Source organism: Nonlabens xylanidelens, assembly GCF_002934445.1.
GTDB lineage: Bacteria > Bacteroidota > Bacteroidia > Flavobacteriales > Flavobacteriaceae > Nonlabens > Nonlabens xylanidelens.
This window is the reverse complement of the sequence record NZ_PTJE01000001.1, coordinates 264,481-286,832: the sequence shown is the minus strand read 5'-3', so window position 1 is coordinate 286,832 and position 22,352 is coordinate 264,481. Positions and strand designations below refer to the sequence as shown.

Annotated in this window: 20 protein-coding genes; 7 read left to right on the top strand and 13 right to left on the bottom strand. The window is 33.9% G+C overall.

What is annotated here, in order from left to right:
* Positions 1-45: 45 nt before the first annotated feature.
* The 4 genes from LY01_RS01265 to LY01_RS01250 all read right to left on the bottom strand — a co-directional run bounded on the left by LY01_RS01265 (position 46) and on the right by LY01_RS01250 (position 5,678).
* Entirely contained in the window at positions 46-3,168 is a 3,123-nt protein-coding gene (locus LY01_RS01265) for a DNA polymerase III subunit alpha (RefSeq protein ID WP_104513999.1), read from the bottom strand.
* 28 nt (positions 3,169-3,196) lie between these two features.
* Complete coding sequence (gene dinB / locus LY01_RS01260) at positions 3,197-4,414, bottom strand: DNA polymerase IV (RefSeq protein WP_104513998.1); 1,218 nt, start codon at positions 4,412-4,414, stop codon at positions 3,197-3,199.
* A 138-nt stretch (positions 4,415-4,552) separates the two neighbouring features.
* Positions 4,553-4,837, bottom strand: a complete 285-nt coding sequence (locus tag LY01_RS01255; protein WP_104514704.1) for a hypothetical protein — start codon at positions 4,835-4,837, stop codon at positions 4,553-4,555.
* 13 nt (positions 4,838-4,850) lie between these two features.
* A complete protein-coding gene (locus LY01_RS01250; protein WP_104513997.1) occupies positions 4,851-5,678 on the bottom strand; it encodes an SOS response-associated peptidase in 828 nt (275 codons plus the stop codon).
* Between the two features lie 131 nt (positions 5,679-5,809).
* On the opposite strand from LY01_RS01250, the gene LY01_RS01245 reads away from it, so the two are divergent.
* The 3 genes from LY01_RS01245 to LY01_RS01235 are packed head-to-tail and all read left to right on the top strand — an operon-like array spanning position 5,810 to position 8,482.
* Positions 5,810-6,580, top strand: coding sequence for a LexA family transcriptional regulator (locus tag LY01_RS01245; RefSeq protein WP_104513996.1), 771 nt, complete (start codon positions 5,810-5,812; stop codon positions 6,578-6,580).
* A gap of 58 nt (positions 6,581-6,638) precedes the next feature.
* Positions 6,639-7,301, top strand: coding sequence for a DUF2461 domain-containing protein (locus LY01_RS01240; protein ID WP_104513995.1), 663 nt, complete (start codon positions 6,639-6,641; stop codon positions 7,299-7,301).
* A 41-nt stretch (positions 7,302-7,342) separates the two neighbouring features.
* Positions 7,343-8,482, top strand: coding sequence for a hypothetical protein (locus tag LY01_RS01235; protein WP_104513994.1), 1,140 nt, complete (start codon positions 7,343-7,345; stop codon positions 8,480-8,482).
* Between the two features lie 16 nt (positions 8,483-8,498).
* Here the strand turns inward: LY01_RS01235 and LY01_RS01230 are convergent, their stop codons facing one another.
* Both LY01_RS01230 and LY01_RS01225 read right to left on the bottom strand, forming a co-directional pair.
* Positions 8,499-9,476: a peptidase associated/transthyretin-like domain-containing protein gene (locus tag LY01_RS01230; protein WP_104513993.1), complete on the bottom strand. Its 978-nt coding sequence runs from the start codon at positions 9,474-9,476 to the stop codon at positions 8,499-8,501.
* Complete coding sequence (locus LY01_RS01225; RefSeq protein WP_104513992.1) at positions 9,454-10,719, bottom strand: 3-deoxy-D-manno-octulosonic acid transferase; 1,266 nt, start codon at positions 10,717-10,719, stop codon at positions 9,454-9,456. The genes LY01_RS01230 and LY01_RS01225 overlap by 23 nt, the downstream gene beginning before the upstream one ends.
* 243 nt (positions 10,720-10,962) lie before the next feature.
* On the opposite strand from LY01_RS01225, the gene LY01_RS01220 reads away from it, so the two are divergent.
* Positions 10,963-12,096 (top strand): DegT/DnrJ/EryC1/StrS family aminotransferase, encoded by a 1,134-nt coding sequence (locus tag LY01_RS01220; protein WP_104513991.1) that lies wholly within the window; start codon positions 10,963-10,965, stop codon positions 12,094-12,096.
* Positions 12,097-12,284: 188 nt separating this feature from the next.
* Here LY01_RS01220 and LY01_RS01215 read toward each other — a convergent pair whose 3' ends face one another.
* From LY01_RS01215 to LY01_RS15215, 3 genes are all read right to left on the bottom strand, one after another.
* Entirely contained in the window at positions 12,285-13,541 is a 1,257-nt protein-coding gene (locus LY01_RS01215; RefSeq protein ID WP_104513990.1) for a PepSY-associated TM helix domain-containing protein, read from the bottom strand.
* A 56-nt stretch (positions 13,542-13,597) separates the two neighbouring features.
* A complete protein-coding gene (locus LY01_RS01210; RefSeq protein WP_104514703.1) occupies positions 13,598-15,946 on the bottom strand; it encodes a TonB-dependent receptor in 2,349 nt (782 codons plus the stop codon).
* A 171-nt stretch (positions 15,947-16,117) separates the two neighbouring features.
* Positions 16,118-16,489, bottom strand: a complete 372-nt coding sequence (locus LY01_RS15215) for a hypothetical protein (RefSeq protein WP_211289256.1) — start codon at positions 16,487-16,489, stop codon at positions 16,118-16,120.
* Between the two features lie 307 nt (positions 16,490-16,796).
* On the opposite strand from LY01_RS15215, the gene LY01_RS01200 reads away from it, so the two are divergent.
* From LY01_RS01200 to LY01_RS15380, 3 genes are all read left to right on the top strand, one after another.
* Positions 16,797-18,077, top strand: coding sequence for a metal-dependent hydrolase family protein (locus tag LY01_RS01200; protein WP_211289255.1), 1,281 nt, complete (start codon positions 16,797-16,799; stop codon positions 18,075-18,077).
* 269 nt (positions 18,078-18,346) lie between these two features.
* Entirely contained in the window at positions 18,347-18,580 is a 234-nt protein-coding gene (locus LY01_RS01195) for a DUF559 domain-containing protein (protein ID WP_104513988.1), read from the top strand.
* Positions 18,570-18,761 carry a DUF559 domain-containing protein gene (locus LY01_RS15380; RefSeq protein ID WP_104514702.1) on the top strand — a complete coding sequence of 64 codons (192 nt, stop codon included), beginning with the start codon at positions 18,570-18,572 and terminating at the stop codon, positions 18,759-18,761. The genes LY01_RS01195 and LY01_RS15380 overlap by 11 nt, the downstream gene beginning before the upstream one ends.
* Positions 18,762-18,803: 42 nt before the next feature.
* Here the strand turns inward: LY01_RS15380 and LY01_RS01185 are convergent, their stop codons facing one another.
* The 4 genes from LY01_RS01185 to LY01_RS01170 form a co-directional block, all read right to left on the bottom strand.
* Positions 18,804-20,144, bottom strand: coding sequence for an ABC1 kinase family protein (locus LY01_RS01185; RefSeq protein WP_104513987.1), 1,341 nt, complete (start codon positions 20,142-20,144; stop codon positions 18,804-18,806).
* 186 nt (positions 20,145-20,330) lie between these two features.
* Positions 20,331-21,014 (bottom strand): TetR family transcriptional regulator C-terminal domain-containing protein, encoded by a 684-nt coding sequence (locus LY01_RS01180; RefSeq protein ID WP_104513986.1) that lies wholly within the window; start codon positions 21,012-21,014, stop codon positions 20,331-20,333.
* Positions 21,015-21,189: 175 nt separating this feature from the next.
* Positions 21,190-21,765 (bottom strand): hypothetical protein, encoded by a 576-nt coding sequence (locus tag LY01_RS01175; RefSeq protein WP_104513985.1) that lies wholly within the window; start codon positions 21,763-21,765, stop codon positions 21,190-21,192.
* Positions 21,766-21,892: 127 nt separating this feature from the next.
* On the bottom strand, positions 21,893-22,249 hold the full coding sequence (locus LY01_RS01170) for a toxin-antitoxin system YwqK family antitoxin (protein WP_104513984.1): 357 nt from the start codon (positions 22,247-22,249) through the stop codon (positions 21,893-21,895).
* Between the last annotated feature and the right edge of the window lie 103 nt (positions 22,250-22,352).

Sequence of the window (22,352 nt, the reverse complement as noted above, 5' to 3'; positions counted from 1 at the left end):
TATTTTAACACCATCTTCGACAAGTTCAGATTGACATCTTGTTTGTTATCCAGACTTTCTCGATTTTCTAGACCCACTAGGTTGATGAATCTCCATTTTCTCTTGTGGTAATTCTTGTTTGCGGTAGCCATTGCTATTTCCCATTCTTCGGTCACGTAGACTAGATTGTTTATCTAGTCGTTGTATGGTCTGTGGGTTTTCTTCTGCATATCGTGGATCTTGAATGTAGTCTGCTTTTTGCATATCATGGACTTCGATAGAATAGAAGTCAAATTCTTCTACGACCTTACCATATATTTTATAAATACCGCTTCCGCGAAAGGTGATTTTTGCAGCCACTGGCGGAAACATAACTGTATCAAAAAACCTACCGTTACAGTCTAAAAATGTACCAAACTGCATGCGTTTGCCCTTTGCTGTATGAGTCGTTTTAATGTTAACTACATAACCATAAATGAGTATCATTTTGTTATGGTGGCTTTTCATGTCTTCTAGACCATAATTATTTGTAGGTTCTTCTACTAACAAATCAAAATGAGAGCACAAGGGAAAACCTAATAATTCAATCTGTTCATAAGCTAGTTCTAATCTAGTGGTGTGTAATTGCGGTATGGTAGCTGCTCTATGTTCAGGAACAAATAATTTATTCTGAATATATTTTTGAGGTGATTTATCTAGTTTATAATGCGCCTGCCATAACAACTCATATCGATCCATACCGGTAAATCTAAAAGCATCGATACGTATTAAAATAGATAGCTGCTCTATACTTATGAGAACACGATTTATAAAATCTTCTAGAGAAATAAATAAGCCATCTAAATGACGCGCCTCTATAAGACGTATCATCGTTTTCTTTTCTAGTTCTTTAAGATAGCTGTAACCTAGATAGATACTTTTACCTTTAATAATATTTGCTATGTTGCTATGGTTAATACATGGTGCTTCTATAACCGCACCGCACATTCTAGCTTCATGTACATAAAGTTCTGGACTGTAAAATCCACCACCATTATTTAATGTTGCTACCATGTATTCTAGCGGGAAATAACGTTTTAAATAAAGGCTTTGATAACTTTCTACAGCGTAAGATGCAGAGTGACCTTTCGCGAAAGCGTATCCAGCAAAACTCTTGATCTGATTCCATATCTCTTTAGTCTGTACAGGATCATGCCCTAGATCAAGACAGTTTTTAAAATACTTATTCTCTACTTTTTGAAACTCTTCTCGTGACCTGTATTTACCGCTCATTCCACGACGCAGTACATCAGCTTCGGCTAGGTCTAGTTTTGCATAATAATGCGCGACTTTAATAACATCTTCTTGATAAACCATTATCCCATAAGTTTCAGGCATGATTCCCTGCATGATGGGGTGCGCTTCTTTACGTTTTTCTGGATATCTCGTGCGTAAAATAAACTCACGCATCATACCACTTTGAGCAACACCAGGTCGTATCACAGAGCTGGCTGCAACTAGTCCTATATAATCATTAGTTGCTAGTTTGCTCAATAGCATTCTCATAGCAGGAGATTCTATATAAAAACAACCTATACATTTTGCTTGCGAGATCATGTTGTTGATCCCAGGATCTTTCATGAATTTTTTTACGTCAGTATGTACGTTTGCAATTTGCGCATCTGGCTGATTGTACTTTACTATTTCTATCGTGTCACGTATTTTACCTAGACCACGTTGCGCGAGAATATCAAATTTGTGTATTCCAGCATCCTCTGCAATGTGCATGTCAAATTGTACGGTGCGGTAACCCTTAGGCGGTAAACTAGTCGCACTGTAATAATGAACAGGTTTTTCAGTAATAAGAATACCACCGGCATGTATGCTGGTATAGTTAGGCATGCCTTTTATTAAATGACTGTACTTAAGGACCAGCTCATGCATTTGATCTAGACGCTCTGGTTTAAAATTACCTGTAGTAAGCATATCAATATCTGCTCGTGGTAGACCAAAAACTTTACCTAGTTCTCTAATAACCGCTCGGTATTGAAAGGTGTTGTATGTCGCTAGTAAAGAGACATTTTTAAATTCGTCAAAAATAAATCTGGTTATATCTTCTCGATCATCCCAAGAAAAATCAATGTCAAAATCTGGTGGACTCGTTCTATAATCATTGATAAAACGTTCAAAATACAGGTCTAATTCTATAGGGTCTACCTCAGTTATTTGTAGCAAATAAGCAAGAATACTATTAGCTCCACTACCACGTCCTACATAAAAATAACCTTTGCTACGTGCATATTCACAAATACGCCAGTTGATTAAAAAATAAGCGACAAAGCCTTTCTTTTTTACGATTCCTATTTCCTTTTCTATGCGTTCAATTACATCGCTTTTATCTTTTTTATCGCCGTACCTGTTTTCAATTCTGTTATAGGCCAGTTGTTTTAATTTCTTATAGTCAGCTTGTTTACTAGTAGAATAAATATGCTGATTTGCATTAAGTTGTGCATTTTCAAAATCAAAACTAATACGACATTGATCTAATAACAGTGTCGTGTTTTCAATAATAAACGGATAGTCTTCAAATGTCTTTTTGATCTCCTGTATAGGGATCATTTGATTTTCAAAATCACCTTGTTGCGATTCTGGTAGCTGACTCAATAAAATATTTAAATCTATACAACGCAGCAATCTATGTGCATTAAAATCTCTTTTGTTTCTAAAACTAACCGTTTGCATTACGACCAGTTTATCCTTCATTTTCACATATTTGGTAAATGGCAGTTTGCGTAATGCGGCGATGGAGATTCCTATGTATTCGCTTTCGCGAAAGCGAAATACATTGATTTCTATCACCTTGTTAAAAGGGTAGATAATAAAAGCATTTTTAAATGCTGGAGCTAGTTCAGGAAAAGGTGTTTTATTTTCTAGATGGTGAGATAGGAATTCATTTAATTCTTGAAACCCTTCATTGTTGCGTGCTATACCTACGTATAGTGGTTGGTGATCATTTCTAAAATCTATCCCTACTATTCCCTCTAGTTTATGTTTTGCACATAACCTGATGAAATTAATGCAAGCACTGGTGTTATTAATATCGGTAAGCACAATTTTTTTCACGCCGTTTTCTAAGGCAAGTTCAATGAGGTTTTCTTCATTAAATGTGCCGTACCGTAGTGAATAATATGTGTGATTGTTAAGGTACAAATGATGCTTTTTTCAATTAGAATTAATACTACTGTTTGCGATGGGCAAGAACAACTGGCGGTAGTCCATTAAAAGGGTTTAACATTCTGCCTATGGTTTTTGCTTCCATGCCGGCGGCTCTCATGACAGTTCTATCGCCATATTTTTCTCTTATTTTATCTAGAGCCGTATACAAGTTTATTGCAGTTTCATTATCATCAAAGAGGTTGATTTGGTAATGCCCATTTACGATATGTGAAAATCTAATTCCTATTAATCGTATTAAGAGTCTACGGTTATAAAGCTTTTCAAAGAGTTCTAATATGTGCGGTATGAGTATATGGTCTGCACTGCAATAAGGAATGCGCATTTGTTTTGTATAAGTATTAAAGTCCGAATATTTAATCTTCACATTTATACAACCAGTTAATTTATCACCACGTCTAAGTTGGAAAGCCAAATTTTCTGTCATGGCAATAAGGATAGAATTAAGTTTTTTCACATCTATGGTATCTCTATCAAATGTGCGCTCTGTACTTATAGATTTACGCTCGTTAAAAGCAACAACAGGTCGGTTATCTAGACCTTGTGCACGACGCCATATCATGCTGCCGTTTTTACCCAGTACATTAGTTAACATCTCTTCTGGCATTTCTTGAATAGTGTGTATGCGTTTTACACCTAGATGTCTCAATGTTTGATAAGTTTTATCACCTACTTGTGGTATTTTCTTTACAGATAGCGGTGCCATGAAGCCTTTTTCTTCTCCATGATTAATCATTAATTGATTATTAGGCTTTGCCTCGCCGGTTGCTATTTTAGAAACTACTTTATTAGTAGATAGACCAAAGGAGATAGGTAATCCAGTTTCTTTGATTACCTTCTTACGCAATTCTGTAGCTAGTTTATAACATCCATAAAAACGATCCATTCCAGAGAGATCTGCATAGAACTCATCGATGCTCGATTTTTCAAACAATGGAGTTTCTTGTTTTATAATTTCTGTCACTTCATCAGAGTGTTTTGAGTAAGTGCCTGCATTACCTCTTATAACTACTGCTTCTGGACATAGTTGTCTAGCAAGTTTCATAGACATACCACTATGCACTCCATAACCTCTAGTCTCATAACTGCATGCGGCTACCACACCACGATCACTCGTGCCACCTACTAGTAATGGTCGGTTTTCTAGTCGTGAATCCATTTTTCTCTCTACCGAAACGTAAAAAGTATCCAGATCTAAATGCATGATTTGTTTATCGCTCATAAGGTGTTATCCCTTTGTGTTAGGAATAGGTTTTTTGATCGTGCTTATATTTTTTAAAACAAGGGGTCAAAAAACCTCACAAGATTTTTCTTGTGAGGTGTATGTTAATCAGTTTATTATTTATGCGTTGCTACTTAATTAATCGATCATGTTTTTAATAACTAGATCATTTACGGTAGGCTCCATAAAATTCACAAAAGTCTCTTTTTCAATTTCGTTTTTAAAATGAATGCCATTTTGTTGTAGTACTTCATGTAATGTATGATATACCTTATGGATAAGATCTTCGGTTTCAGCAACTTTATCAGACCAGGTTTTTACTTTATGAACTACTTTCATAGTAGCTTTTTTTCCTGTCTTTCTTGTGATTACGAGTTGTTCTACCCTTTGTGCTAACTCTGTTTTAATAAGTTCAATATTCATGTCGGTAATCATTTTAAAATAAAACAAATTGGTCTCCTTCTACTAGACGTTCTTCTCTTATAACATAATCATCTTCTTCGGCATATTTAAGACGTTCATATAAACAGCGATCGTAATCTTTGAAAAGTTTATCTCCTGTAGGTTTTAATAATTCAAGTCCGTTTGCATCAGGACTTTTTATTTTTGAAGATATAGGATAAGCATTAAATCCTTTAGAATCAAAAGGCTCCATCATTCTAGAAAGCTCTGCAACTGACATATCTGGATTAAGCCATTTTTCTTCATCTTCTCTACTTAATATAACTGGTGCTCTATGGTGTTCTATTCTTTGTGTAATTCTATTTGCAGCACTTGTTAATATAGCTACTGTATGGTGCAATTCTCCTGTTAATGGATGTTGCCATGTATCATATATACCTGCTAGAGCAAATGGGCCTCTGTCGCGATTAGGGTAAACCAGATAAGGTTTGTTAAGTTTCTCCTGTTTTGGTCCTTCTATAAAAGCATCTACTAGAACAAGACAACGTTGTGATTTTACAGCATGTTTAAACATAGGCTTATTAAAAATACCCATCGCTCCTTTATACTGAGGATTATTCTCTGGATTCAAATCACCTTCACTACGCGCATTAATCATATACGTCTGTTTATGTGCCCATTTAGGAGTATATCCTAAGGTAAACATCTGTATGTGGTTGGGTTGCTCGTTTGTAATTACAGGTATTTTATTACCTGCGCTTATGTTCACATTTTCATTAAGTACAGCACCTTTTATAAAAGCAGCATTAAAACGCTTTTCTAAATCTGCCGCTGGTGTAATTATCGTTGCTCTTCCACACATAATTGTAGTATTTTGGAAATATTCCTAGAATAATTCCTATTAACGATTCAAATATATGGAATAATTCCAATATTATGGAATAATTCCACTGTTAAAATTGGAAATATTCCTAAATACCCTATATTTGTTCTATGGCACAAGAGATTTCAACAGAAGCAAAAAGGTTTAAACAAGTTCGTGAAGACCTAGGAAAGACACAAAGTGAGTTTGCAGACTTGCTAGATGCAGGTAGTACAACAGCAGATATTGAACGTGGTAAAAAGAAAATTACTGGTAAGATAGTAACAGAGCTTTTACGACAGTTTAATGTAAATCCTTTGTGGTTATATGGTAATAGTTATAATAAGTATCTAGAAACTAGCACGAGTACAGCACCCAAAATTATTACAATGGATACTAACGATCGTGAAAACATGATCATGGTACCTATAAAAGCAAGTGCTGGATATGCCAGTAATGTACAAGATACAGACTGGTATAACGATTTGCCTGCCTTTAATATACCCTTGCCACAGTATAGAGAAGGAAGTTATCGTGCCTTTCAAGTAAAAGGGGATAGTATGTTACCTGTTTTACAGCCTCATGAATGGGTCATGGGTAAAGCGGTAGAAAGTGTGCGGATGGCAAATGATAATCGCATTCATGTAATTATTACAGCAGATAGCGTTCTTGTGAAGAAACTACGCAAATCAGAATCTCCAGAAGCGGTAAATTTAATTTCTTTAAATAGGGAATATCCAGTTATCGAGCAACCAGTAGTAGAGATTAAAGAGCTTTGGGAAGTGAATTCTAAGCTCAGCTTTGATCTAGATGTGCATGAAGGAGAAGAGGCGATGATTTCCTTAAAACAAGGCCTAGATAGTTTGCGTGAAGAAATACAGAGCATTAAAAAAGGGAAGTAATAGGTTGTTTGTTCCGCTTTCGCGAAAGCGGATATTCTAATTATTTAAGTGACATGATATGGGTTTTGATCATCTTTATGACTTTCTAGAACGATTGCAAGTCAATAACAATAAAGAGTGGATGGAAGTGAACCGCAAAGAATACCAAACGGTGCGTTTATGGTTTATAGACTGGCTTACAGAAATGCAAGAGCGTCTAGTAGAAATCGATCCAGATTATACTGATACTAATGTAAAAAGATCTATCAACCGCATCAATAATAACTTGATGTTTCAGCCTAACAAACCTATTTATAAAGATCATTTTGGAGCAGGACTGGACCTTTCTTATCATGAAAAACAAAACGATTTTTATCTACAAGTAGGACTAGAGCAATCTTTTATAGCTGGTGGTTTTTATAAACCAGAAGTCAAAGTGCTCAAATCTATCAGAGAAGCAATAGATTATAACGGAGAAGAATTAATAGCAATTATTGAAAAGCCTTCTTTTAAAAAGATTTATGGTGATTTATATGACGATGGGGATTCTTTAAAAACAGCACCAAAGGGTTTTCCTAAAGATCATGAGCATATTGATTTATTGCGCAAAAAGACTTTTGCCGTAGAATATCCATTAACAAGAGAACAGATCTTATCTCCAGATTTTGCAGATCTTTATATCAAGTTATATAAAGAGATGAAACCTTTTAGAACTTATTTTACAGAGGCCGTTAGTGTGTGATTATGTTTGTATGATTTTAAAATAAACGGTATTTTTAATCAATGAAAAGATGTCTCTTCTTACTATTTAGTCTTCTAATTATTTCTCACGGAAACGCTCAAGAGTTTGATAAGCTTATTGATCATTTTAAGTATAATAGTTTTGGTTGGGGAAGAAAAGTAACGGATAGTATAAACTCAAGTTTCCTATATCGACTAAATGATCATAGCGTTTCGATTAGTAAAAATCCTATTAAAATTACAGTTGATTCATTAGTAATATTGAACCCTAATGTGAAACAAGATTTCGAAGATTGGGAAGATCGATATATAAATTTTCCAAGATCAACATCTGTGATTTATGACGGTAATATAATTTCTTTATTTGATGATGGGAGATTTGTTTGTCATCATCTTGATGGATACCAGAGAAATAATATCCTTGAGGAAAGTCTAAACAAGAAAAAAATTAAATATCATTGGATTATTGATAATGAACTTTATGGAATCCCACAATCTTTTTTGTCAAATGGTGTTTATAAATGGTCAGGTGATAAATGGAAAAGATCAAGAGTAAAAATACCTGTAAAGGATAAATCTATTTTGTTCACTGATGAGCATTTCATTGTTTATCGATTATGTAATGGAGAATTTGGAGGGACTATTTACTTTTATGATAGAAAAACTAATGAAACCTATTTTACAAAATCAAATTGTGCTCACACAATAGAAAAGAAGGATAAACAATATCATGTTGTTGCTAATTTAGGTCATATGATGGGTATGTCAGAAATCAAAACTATATCTGACCCAACAATGCTTGATAAAGCTACTCAAAAAGATCTTAAGATTGATCATGGTAGCCTAGGTTATAAAGCTAAATCAACTGCTTATGAAAAGCAGTTAGATATATTTGGAATTCAGTTGTTTTCAAAATTTGATATTGATAACAGAGAATTGTTTTTAGCACATTTAGATGAAAGGACTTTTTTAGCTGAATTTATAGAGAATGATATAAAGGTTGTTCATCCATTATTTAATAATGATAAATATACGCATGATCCGATTACAAGAAAATATGGGGAATATACTCTGATAAGTATGGATTTTTATGGAATAGGTTTAGAGAGAGAAGTTTCTTTACTAGTTATTAAGGACAATAAAATAACTTTACTAGATTGGAACGAAAGTCATAATAAATAATGTTTTTGTAGTATCATTACTTACCTCTATAAAACACCTTAAACTCTGCACCCATACCATAGTCGTCATTACCAGATCGAACTAGTTTACTATTAGGATTATAAGTCAGGTCAAATAATTGCCAGGTTTTATCATTAAAAAAGATGCGTCGTACCCAGGTGTTTTTACCTTCTATTTTTTTTGTAAAAGGTAAAAGCGGTCGGTAAGTAGTAGAAACTTTCTCAAAGCCAGATCTTGTTTTAATCTCTCTATATTTTTTTGCTTTGATCAATTTTCCTTGAGAATCTGTGTAACCCAAAACTTGTATAGAAGCAAAAATCCCATTATTAGGAATGTTTATTTTAAGTTCTGTAATGTCCAGTTCGTATGTCTCTTCAGTAGTTTGATTGATCACAAATGTCTTTGAAGGATATAAAGATTTTCTCGAGGGACTTCCATCTTCTTGCACGTCATAAAAACTAACTCTAAACATAGTAGAAAATTTACGTAGTTTCCCTTTCTTACTGCGCTGACTTTCTTCTAGAACTACTGGTAATTTTAACTGAGTAATTTGAGTAGGTTCACCATCGTATCGATCGAATTTTACGGCTATTTCACTTTCTACCGTAGGTAACCAGCAGTCAAAATAATTATCATGTCCTATTTCCTTCTGCTTGCGGTCTTTATGTTTGCCAGTGAGTGCTGCGCTTATAATTACGGTCTCCAGCTCGTCTGCTTCTAGGGTTAAAAAAACTTCAGATTTTAAATTTGCTACAGCTATGCCTAAGTCTGCATAACCGATGCTGGAAAAGAATAAAGAATCTACATCTTTATATAATTCTTTGGTAAACCTAAAACTACCTTCATCGTCGGCAAATGTTCCTTTACCATTACCAAAGCTGATGGTAGCAAAAGCAATCGCCTCTTGAGTAGATCCATCTTTTATAACGATGTCCTGACTTTGTATTAGGTTTAAGTTGAATAGTACGAGACTAATCCAGAATAAGTTTTTCATTGATGTTTTTTAAATAAGCGACTATCTCGCGAGTTGCGCCAGTATTGCTATTGATCCAGTGTCCACAAATCATTCCAGTTTTATCTCTAAAATGATCGTCTTCAAATAATTTGGTTGCGATAGATTCAAAATCTGTTGAAGTAGCAACAGAAAATAAACCACCTAGGTCTTCTAGCTTACCAGCTTCAGGAAATTTTTCATAATTCTTACCTATAATTACTGGTACACCATAGGTAGCTGCTTCTAGAATATTATGCAATCCCTTTGTTCCCATGGCTCCACCTACATAAGCAACGTCTGCATAGCTGTATGCCTTAGTAAGAAGACCTATAGTGTCAATGATTAGGGTAGATGGATTTTTCAAATCATGAATAACACAACCTTGTAGACTGCTCCATTTGGCTGGATAATAACTCAATGTTTTTTCTAATTCATTTATGTTAGAAACTCCTACTTCATGCGGTGCTATAATGACTTTATAAGCTCCAGTTTTATCATTTTCATGGAGCCAGTTTTTCATGATCTCAATATCTTCTGGCCAGGAACTGCCTATAACTATGCATTTTTTATCTCCTACAAATTCTTGTAGTTGTTTTACTGTACTGTCACGCTCTATCAATTGGCTTGCACGGTCAAATCTGGTATCACCACTTACACTTGCATTAGTAAAACCTAGCTTTTCTAGATTTTTAAGAGAAGAATTATTCTGTAAAAAGAAATAATCAAAACTCTCTAGAGATCTAGTCATCCATTTTCCATACCAGCTATTAAATGACATTTTATCTCTAAAAACGCCACTAACTAATATAGTCGTACAGTCTATTTTTTTAAGCGCATTTAAATAATTAGGCCAGAATTCATACTTAACCATAATCGCAACCGTAGGATTTACCGTTGCCATAAATTTATTCACATTGCTTACCGCATCTATAGGTAGATAACAAACAACATCTGCGAAGTGTGTGTTCTTTTTATTCTCATAGCCGCTAGGTGAGAAAAAAGTAAGAATCACTTGAAATTTATCACGGTTAATATTCTCGAGTACTGGTACCACTTGTTCAAATTCTCCTAAGCTCGCTGAGTGTACCCATATTTTAGGCAGAGAAGATTTTACTTTCTGGTCTAGAATATCCCATGTTCTTGCACGTCCTTTAACACCTAATTGGAGTTTTTTATTAAAGGCACCGGCTAGTGGTAGGCACGCTTTCGCGAAAGCGGAAAAAATATCATACAACGTCTTCAAAAATCAGTCTTTTTTCAAATGTAGCACAATAGCAGTTACTAGTTAAATTTACTAGGCTAAAACGTAATGGTTTATAATAAAGTAGTTCGATTTAATAGAATCTCAGTGTTTGATAATACAAATCATTATCTATCAAAACACTTAGTGTAGTAACGTGAAATTAGGTTTAGGCATTCCTCTCATTATTGCTTATTTTTACATGGACTAGCGTGGTTAAACGCGCTGGCTTAATAAAATTTGCAAATGCGTAAAATACAGATGGTTGACCTTCAAGGTCAGTACGAAGGAATAAAAGATAGAGTGAATAATGGGTTAAAAGAAGTCATCGAGTCGGCGGCTTTTATTAATGGACCAGAAGTTCATGCTTTTCAAAAAGAGCTAGAAGACTATCTAGATGTAAAACATGTAATACCATGTGCAAATGGTACTGATGCTTTACAAATCGCAATGATGGGACTGGGTTTAAAGCCTGGAGACGAAGTCATTACTGCCGATTTTACATTTGCAGCTACCGTAGAAGTAATTGCTCTTTTAAATCTAACACCGGTTCTAGTAGACGTAAATCCTTATAACTTTAATATCGATACAGACGCGATAAGAAAAGCTATAACGCCTAAAACTAAAGCAATTGTACCGGTTCACTTATTCGGCCAGACGGCAAATATGGACGAGATCATGGCCATTGCAAAAGAGCACGATCTTTTTGTAATAGAGGATAATGCCCAAGGAATAGGTTCTAATTACATGCACGCAGACGGTTCTAAATCTAAAACTGGGACCATAGGTAATGTAGGTACAACATCTTTTTTTCCATCTAAAAATTTAGGTGCTTATGGAGATGGTGGTGCTATTTTTACAAATGATGATGAGCTGGCTCATATCATAAGAGGTGTTGTAAATCATGGTATGTACGAGCGTTATCACCACGACGTAGTAGGTGTTAACTCTAGACTAGACGCGATGCAAGCGGTAGTTTTAAGAGCAAAATTGCCATTTTTAAATGATTATAATAATGCACGTAGAGATGCGGCGAGAAAATATACAGCAGCATTTGCCGGAGAAGAAAAAATAATAACACCTATAGTTTGTGATAACTGTGACTGCCACGTTTTCCATCAATATACACTAGTTATTAAAGATGTAGATCGCGATGGACTGGTAAAACATTTACAAGCAAATAACATTCCTTGCGGAGTCTATTATCCAATTCCTTTACATAAACAAAAAGCTTATGTAGACGATAGATATAAAGAAGAAAACTTTACGGTGACTAATCAACTAGTCAAAGAATGTATATCCTTACCTATGCATACTGAGCTAGATGATGAACAAATTAAGTTTATTACCGACCATATTAAGGAGTTTATAAACAGATAATTTTAGATCTGATAATAGATTAAAGGCGCATTATGAAAGCAATTTTTAAGTTTCTTTCATAATGCGTCTTTTTAGTTACGCTTTTGCGAAAGCGCAACTAAAACCAGTTACCTGTTATTTTATAAATGCTTAAAATGGATTGAATTTACATTTTGATCCAAGTGAAACATTTTGATGTGATATGAAAATTAAATTTGAGGTTTTTTTTGAAATATTGATTTTAAGTAATAACTCAATATGATTAAAACAGCACTGATACCAAATAATGGAAATACAATTCCTAGTAATACGATAACACCAATAATAAAATAATCAATTTTAAAACTTTCAGGGACAGCAGGGATTCCCCAATTCTTCTTTGGTTTACGTAATGCATAAGAAAATATTGCTGAAAGACTCATTAAAAAAAGTATAACACCAGTTCCTAACATCAATACCCAGTTCCAAAGGCCAAATTCTCCTTGATGAAACGCCATGAGCCACATACGAGCACGCATCAATATACCTACGCCACTCCAGTGATGTACTTTTACTTCTTCTCCAGTATATTGGTTAAGATGAATTTTTTGTTGTTGTTCAAGATTTGTAGAACGATTAGAAATGGCATATGTTCCTTTTTTTCCTTTTGGGAAATGAATTAACACGACTCCTTCTAGATCCATTTCTTTAGCTATGGCAACAATTTTATCTAAAGGCAATGGTTCTTCTCTTTCCTTTATTTCATAAGATAATCCTCTTCCATCCCATGTTGCTGGATAACCTGTATTTGTGATTTCTTGAACCTTTTTAAAGTTTTCTCCAAAAACATCTGTCCAGGGAAAACCTCCTGCTAATACTAGAAGTAACATAACCGATATCCAAAAGCCACTTATTGCATGTATATCTCTAAAAAGTATTCTTTTCCCTTTTTTAAATCTTGGAATAAAAAAGCCTTTAACATTCCAGCCTCTAGTCGGCCACCATACATATAGACCAGTAATGATAAGTATTACCATCCAACTGGCAATAAGCTCTACAATTTTTGTCCCAAAGTCACCTAATAGTAATTCTCCATGTAATTTTCGTACCTTATACATGAAGCCTTCACTAGCAACAATTTCTCCAGTAATCACCTTCTTGTATGGGTTTACATAGATACTACGTTTTCCACCAAATCTACCAGATATAAATTCAGTAGCGTCACCAGGTTTTTGTGGGACAACCATAGAATTTGGTTTTTTAATGGCATAATCATTAGCCACAGACCACTGTTCTTGAAAACTACTTTGATTAGATGTAAGAACCTCTACATTTTTAATTTTTTGTTGTTCAAGAGCTTCATAATCTGCTTTAAAAAGATAAATAACTCCTGTTATGGAAAGTAACAAAATAAAAGGAAGGCTTATGATTCCTGAAATAAAATGCCATTTCCACAACCAACTCCTTAGTTTAATTTTATGTTTCATTTTATAAATAAAAATAGATTGCCTAAACAAATCGTTTAGGCAATCTTATGTAAATATTAAAAGTTGTAACGTATTCCACCATGGAATGCTAATGGATTTCCTATGGTAAAGGTATTGCTTGCTGAAAATGAGTTGAAAGAAGCCCTAGCAGCATAAAGTTCATCAAAAATATTTAATGCTTGACCCCATATTTCGAATTTTTTATATTCATATGAAACTCCAATATTGAAAACATCATGACCATCGTAGGTGTTAGTACTAGTAGTTTCAGTACCATCATTTGCAGTGGTAACTACTTGTCCTTCAAAACTAGTGTTGTACTCACCTACAGATTCATAATCTAAAGATAATCGTAGGCCTTTAACAAATGTAGGTTTGTAAGTTAATGTAGTTTGCCCTAATAAATTAGGTGCCGTTTCTCTATCAGTGTCAGAAAAATCAACACCATTTTCAAAGAATTCAACATATCGATGTTTCGCATAACTTCCGCTATGACGTATTTCAAGCGATGGAAGTATTTTATATGTAATACCATATTCTATTCCATAAGAGCTTGTTTTACCTGCATTAGTGTTAAATAAGCGCCCTTCATCATCACGTAATGATATTAAAGTCTTTTCTCCATCTAGCAAATATGCTGATACATCTAGTTTTAATTTTTCAGAGGTTAAGTATCCACCGATTTCATAATTAAGGTAATTGCTAGGTTCTAAATCTTCAATATCTCCATTTGATGTTACTTCTCCTCTAAATAAATTAGAAGATTGCGGTGGAGTAAAACCTGTAGAGAAATTACCATACGCTCCTATTTTTGAAGTAAAGTTATAGTTGAAACCTATTTTAGGTGCAAAATTGGTATAAGTTACTTTAGCATCGTTAGCTCCTGCAATCCCTTCAGTTCTGTTGTCATAATCATATTCAAATTGATCAAATCGAGCAGCTGCAGTAATTTTTAAATTATTTATAGGCGATATTTCATATTGAAAATAAGCCGCATAGTTTAAGATGTCAGCTTCATAGTTTAAAATAAAATCTCCCGTATTGATGGTTTGACTTTGATTAATACCGGTTAATGGGTCCACAATAACATTTGTTGTTGTAGCTTGATAATCTTGCGGTGAAAAATCTACAGAAGCTCCAGCTATTAAACTAGAATTTAAGAAATTAAACTTTGCTTTATGTTGAACTAAACCTAAGAAACTTTTGAAGTTATTAGTGTTAACTTCACCACTACCAAAACCAGTAAGTTGTCCTTGATCTCTAAACTGACGTACTCTAAAAGATGGAATTTGATCTTGATTATTATCTCTAAAAAGAAGATTAAATTCAGTTTTATTATTGCTATTCCAACGTTTTTCTAGAGTACTTTTAATACGTAAAACTAATGCGTCTCGCTCTGTAAATGTTTGATCACTCTCAAAATTTTCTGCAAAGAAATCTTCTTCACTTATAGAACCAGCCATATCAGATCTATAATCAATAAGGTCTAAACTGTTAGTCCATTTTGTTGTAGAATTGAAATGAAGTACTCCTTTAAAAGTAAGCGCAAACTTTTCATAATCAGAATGTCCTAGAGGACCATTTTTTCGTTTTGCATAATTTGTGCCAAGATAAAATCCGAAGTTAGGATTTGTGTATTTAGAAACTTCTACACCATAGCGAGTAAGTCCTAAATCATTAGCTTCAAAACTAGCACTACCTGTTAAATCTCTCGTCGGTTTTTTAGTTAAGAAGTTAAAACTTCCTCCAATAGCTTCACTACCATAGATACTAGAAGCAGGACCTTTTAAGATTTCTACACGTTCAAATGATAAATTGTTCAATTCTAAAAGTGCATTATGGTTAAATACAGCTACTGGACGTAATGGGATACCATCTTGTAAATACAAAAACAATGCTCTTGTTGATATAGGAGAACGTACTGCAGTAAAGTGTTGTTCATTACTACTGGCTTTAGAAGTTGCTACAAAAACCCCAGGCACTTGATTTGTAATCTGGTCAATAGAAATGGCTTTCGTTTCTTTTATTTCTTTAGCATTAATAGAAACAATAGCAGCTGGCACCTCGCTTCTTTTTTGTGCTTCTCTACTAGCAGAAATAACAACTCCATCAAGAAATAAACTTTCTTCAACTAGCGTTATTTCATTAAAAGAAGATTGTAGTGTAACTGTTTTGGAGGTGTAGCCTAGATAACTTATGAGTACTATTCTGGAATCTTTTAAGTTGATTTCAAAATCCCCATTTGCATCAGTAGTTGCTCCTTTGGAAGTAGTTTTAGAGATAATAGTTACTCCTTCTAAAGGAGTGTTGTTTGAATCAATTACTTTTCCTTTGAAAAGAGTTTGAGCATTACTAAAATAGCCTATTAGTAAAACTAATAGAATAATTATTTTTTTAAAATTCATGTGTGTTTGTTTCAATAATTGATTTATAGAAGTATATCTTCTATAAATCAACTGTTTTAAGTTTTTTATAAAAATTAGAGGTGTACGATATTCTGTATATAGTATAGAAACACTAGTTTGTCTAATAAACTCGTATAAAACTATAATGACAAAATATATACTATAATAAACTTAAGAAACGCTAGGAGGATGAAAAGTAGTAGTACTATATAAATAAGAATAATTGAAGCAATAGAAAAAAGAAACTACCTTTTTAGGTTGTGTTAATGTCTTAGGATGAAACTCAACAAACTCAACAAAGCCTATAGGATACTCTCGCATATCAATAGCTGGTAAATGCTTACCCTTTTCCTTATTTTTTTTTTCGTACATCTGCATTAGGTAACATTTACCTTTACAGGCCATTTCTGGTTTGTCTTTATTAATACAAAGAAATTCTGCTATATAATCTTGATTATAAACATAGATAAAAAGTGGCATGATGGGTTTTGCCATTGCAAAAATATACAAAGAAGTAAATAAGTAAATTATAATTACTCTCATGCGTTAAATTGAGGGGTGCAAAATTACAACCTAATATGATTCTAACCTACAGAAATCGACATGTAATTTGTGGTTTATATGTATAGACTTCATCGTTTGTGATAGATTCTTTTAATCGAGCACCAGAATTTCGACTGTATACTCATGTAAATATTTGTCTACTAATAAATTATTGATATCAATACTCTTTAACTCTTTATGAAATCATTTGATAAAGATGTACGAACATTGTCAAATAAATAACAATCATATTGAACAGCATCATAAAAATTCAATTACTTAATTTCACATCTCAAAATTTAAAATTATGAAGCTTAAAGTTACCTTTTTCTTATTATTTGCAGTATTAATTACTGTTGCTCAAAAGAACACAACTTACATACATGCTGGTCATTTATTAGATAGTAAAAAAGGGATATGGCAAGATAAAATGACTGTTATCATAATTGATAATCAGATTTCTAAAATTGAAAAAGGATATGTCAATCCAATGAAAACAGCAGCTTATCATGATTTAAAAGATAAATGGGTCATGCCAGGTTTTACGGATATGCATGTTCACATGGAGACAGAGTACAATCCACACGCTTACGTACAAAAATATGTTGATGATCCGGCAGATGTTGCTTATGATTCAGTGAATTATGCAGAAATTACTTTAATGTCTGGATTTACGACTGTAAGAGATTTAGGTGGTAGTGGTATTAATATCTCATTACGTGATGCAATAAATAAAGGTAAAGTTCCTGGTCCTAGAATTTATACGGCAGGGAAATCTATAGCCACCACTGGTGGTCATGCAGATCCTACAAATGGTAGTAATCAAAAATTAATGGGAGATCCCGGACCTCGAGAAGGTGTTGCAAATAGTCCTGCTGAAGGTAGAGCAGCGGTGAGACATCGTTATAAGAATGGCGCAGATTGTATTAAAATCACCGCAACTGGTGGTGTTTTAAGTGTAGCTAAGAATGGTAGTAATCCACAATTTACTGTAGAAGAAATCAAGGCGATCACAGAGGCAGCAAACGATTACGGATTTCATGTTGCTGCCCATGCACATGGAGATGAAGGTATGTATCGTGCTGTAGAAGGTGGTGTAAAAACTATTGAACATGGAACCTACATGAGTGAAAAAACTATGAAACTAATGATTGAGAAAGATTGTTATCTGGTTCCAACTATTACTGCAGGAAAAGAAGTGGCTCAAAAAGCTGAAGTAGAAGGTTTCTACCCTGCGATAGTGGTTCCTAAAGCGAGAACTGTAGGTCCACAGATTCAAGGAACATTTGCTAGAGCTTACAAAAAAGGAGTGCCTATTGTTTTTGGAACTGATGCAGGTGTTTTTGCTCATGGGCAAAATGCAAAAGAATTTGGTTACATGAACGAAGCAGGTATGCCAGTGATGGAGACATTACAAACAGCAACGATTGTACCAGCCAAAATCTTGAAATTAGAGGATAAAATAGGTCAATTAAAAAAAGGCTTCTATGCCGATATCATCGCCGTTTCTGAAAACCCAGAAAAGAACGTTGCGATTTTAGAAAAAGTAAATTTTGTCATGAAGGATGGTGTGGTTTATAAGGAGTAGATTAAACCTAATTTTTTCACCAACCCTAAAGGGTGAGGTTTCTGCGGAATTTGTTTGAAGTAATTCTAGTTATAATGAGACTGTTTTCAAAAACAATATTTGTAACAATTGATTGAAAGACTAAAAACTTCTACCCTTTAGGGATAGGGCAAGAAGTTTTGGGATCATTCTTACATTGTTTATCAATGAAATAAGTTTTGTGAACTATAGAAGCGAAACCTTTTCCCCAACCCTAAAGGGTGAGGTTTCTATATCTTGAATAATATGAGATGATAAAAGAGGAGATAGATTATCTAAAAATCGAAGGGATGTTTGCAGGAGCAACCGCTGATGTAAGAAGATTTGCGATTCAATTGCGTGCAAATACTACTGAATCTGAAGATAAATTATGGGGATATTTAAAAACTAAACCTAAAAATTTCAAATTCAGAAGACAGCATCCGTTTAATCTTTATGTTTTGGACTTTTATTGTCATATAATTACGACTAGCTATAGAGGTTGATGGAGGTTATCATTTTACTAGACAGCAACAAGAAAAAGACCGAGACAGAACCTTAGAAATTTCAAAATATAAAGTAGATGTTATCCGATTCACAGATCTTCAGGTAATAAAAGATTATGAAAAGGTTGTTATTGAGATAGAATCTGTAATAAACGAAAGGTTAAAAACTTCCACCCTTTAGGGCTGGGGCAAGAAGTTTTGGGATCATTATTAATTGTGCTACCTACAACGCACTATGATTCTTAAAACCTTTCTCTTCTAGATATTTCACATATTCATGGGTGTTAACAGTGGCTTTTAAATCGTGTAAAAGATTATAAAGACCAAAGAACGTACGGTTAATGTATAAGAAGTGCTTGCTACCACGGTTACCATTCATCTTACGCAATTCTTTATCATTGCTATATTTCTCACTTAGAGAAGAAATCTCATCCCAAAATCCAGAATCTGCAAAATTAAATGTCTTTTCTTGGAATGGTTTTGTAAATAGACTCAGCATCTCGTGAAATAAAGCGCTGAAATAAACAATTTCTTTCTCGCTATCATCTTTGCGTAGAATCTCTAATTCAAATAATTTTTCTCTAAAAATTTCTGGATTATTAATGCTTGCAGGAACGGCCAGTTCAAAATACGGCTGGTAAAATTCGTCCACGATTTCTTTAATACAACCGAAGTCGATGGCAATCAATTCCTCATCTTTAGAAATTAAGAAATTACCAGGATGTGGGTCTGCATGAACGGCTTTTAGACCGTGCATTTGAAACATGTAAAAGTCCCAAAGGGTTTGTCCTAGTTTATTACCAGTTTCTTGTGAGAAGTCTGTTGCTGCAAACTCGCTTAAATGTTGCCCTGTCATCCAGTCCATCGTGATGATGCGCTTACTAGATAATTCTGGATAATAGGTAGGAAATTTAAGATTAGGGATGTGAGAACAGGCTTCTGTAATTTCTATGCTTTGTTTTACCTCAAGTGTGTAATCTGTTTCTTCGGTTAATTTATCTTCTACCTCTGCAAAGTATCTTTTTGAGTCTTCACCTTTTAAATTAAACATCTTAATCGCAATAGGTTTTACCATAGCGAGGTCACTACCTATAGACTCTGCCACACCAGGATATTGAATTTTTACCGCTAGTTCCTTACCATCTTTAGTCGCTTTGTGTACCTGACCTATACTTGCTGCGTTCACAGAATCCTTTGAGAAAGTATCATAAATCTCTTCTGGAAAAGCACCTTGATATTTCTTAAACGTTTTTCTAACTAACGGAGCAGAAAGTGGTGGCACGCTGAATTGTGCTAGACTAAATTTTTCTACATAAGCGCCAGGCAACAGACTCTTATCCATAGATAGCATTTGCGCTACCTTGAGTGCACTACCTTTTAAACTCTTTAAACCATCATAAATATCTGTCGCATTATCTTCATCAAGAGAAGAGCGATCCATAGAAGGGTTTACTGCTTTTTTTGAATAGTACTTGATGTAATTAGCACCGATTTTTGCGCCAGTCTTTACTAGCTCTGTAGTACGGCCTATTTTACTGGTAGGTATTTTGTCTAGTGTTTTCATAGCAATCTAGTTAGGTAATCCACATCGATAAGCTCAGTGTGACACTTTTGAATGTTATTAATGATAAAATTGTTCAGTAACTACGCTTTCGCGAAAGCGGAATAATAGAAACTTGTTAGAAAGCGTCAAAAGTTTTGAGCTTACGGTATTTTTTAAATTTAAGTTTAGATTTCAACTTAAGTTTATTTACGACATGCGTTCTTTCCAAAGGAATTTACCAAAGTCAAGAACAGCGTCTAGTGGTGTGTTATCAAAAACGTCAAAAATGGTGTTTACGGACTTTTCTATAGCCATATCAGTTTTTTCAAAACCAGCACTGTCGTCATCCATCCAGAATTTAAGTAAGAACAACATTTGTATCCAGGCACCTTCACTATAAATAGTTTCAGATCGTTCTAGTAAAATGTTAGTTTTATTCTCATTGCGTTGCATGATTAAGTCTTTAGAAAAGTTTTTTACGTGCTTGCGCAGGTCTTTTAACTGTTCCATCTTGCTCATCATGTGCGGATTTTCCTTAAGAGTATACAGCACATAACTTCTATTAAGAGTCAGGATTTCAAAAAATGTATAGAAAAAAGTAAGCATCTTTTCTCTATTTGAGAAATGTGCATAATCTTCATTTTTATGAGAGACATCCATAGTCATGGTAAAGAATGTATTCCAGATATCTTTGCGCAAACTATCTAAACTACCGAAGTGATTATAAAAATCTTGCTCGGCCATGTTGTTATCCTTAGCAAATTTGTAAACCGATTTAGGGGTTTTTTCATGTTCTAGAACATAGTCCATATATGCGGTAAGGATATCGTGCTTAGTGATTTCCTTCTTCTTTGCGGTCTTTTTTGCAGGTGCTTTTTTAGTAGTTGCCATAATCTCAATGATTTGATGTAAAGATACAATCTGTTTAACTTATCACACATAATGTTTAAACAAAAGTATGTTAAGATTTAGTCGTGCGTTTTGTATAAAACTTATACTTTAAAGATAAAAAAATCCCTTTCTAAAATTTTAGAAAGGGATTAAATTTTTTTAAAAGATCACGTTGTTATAGACCGTTTATATTTCTTCTTAATTGTGTGAAATTGAATAGAACGAAAGAAAGCTTAATATCCAGAGCTGCAGCTATACCGTTTCTTCCATTATCATCCCATTGATAGCCTATACCGCCTGCTAGTTCAAAGGTGGAGAAATTTGTTATTCTTCTTTTCATACCTATTTTAGGAAAAATGCTTGTAGCTTTACTTATACGGACATTATCATCGCTGGAATAGGTCATCCAGTCTGGTACACGTTGCAATTCTAGGGCTATATAGTTACCTGTATTCGTAGTTATGGATTTGCCGTTTTCTTTTCTCTTCTGTCTATTATAATAATATCTAGGTTCTAAGCTTAAAGTATTCGTTGCGATGAATTCAGTTTTGGAACTAAAAAGATTTTTATAGAGCCCAAATTCTTGACCAAATTCTAGATGAATCAATAGTTTATCATTAATCGGTTGCTCAAAAGAAGCCCAACCGCCAATGGCCCCTACTTTAATAGATAGGAGGGTTTCTAACTCGTCACTTTGAGAGTAGGAAATTATAGAAAAAAGCAAGGTAAAGGTAAGAATAATGTGTTTCATGTTGGTTGATTTGGTTTTTGATAACCATCAAACACCATACCTATTAACTTAAATAATGGATAAGCATAAAAAAATCCCTTTCTAAAATTTTAGAAAGGGATTTTTAAGATTATAAAATAATCTTGAACTATGGTTTGTTAGTAGCAACAGGCTCTTTACTTACCCATGTGTTTACTGAAACGATAGCGTTTTCATTATAATCTACTTCAGTAAGCTGGTCACCTTTCCAGAAAAACCATTTACCTGCTTTTCTATCGTTTTTATATTCTGCCTTAGCAGTTTTTTGACCATCAGCATTATAACTGATCCACTCACCGTGTCTTTTATTATCTAGAAAAGTTCCTGTTTGTGCAACTGTTCCATTTTCATGAAAATAGGTTGCTTTTACTGTTCCATCTTCAGTGTTTTCAAAAGTAGGTTTTACCTCTTGTGCCATTGCAACCACACCAAGCATCATTGCCGCAAAAATCATTAATTTCTTCATCGTTCGTTCTTTTTATTACATCCAAAGTTAACATTAAAAACATATTAAAACAACATTTAAGTAACATTAAGTTTACATTAAACTTTTAAAAATCTGTATTTCA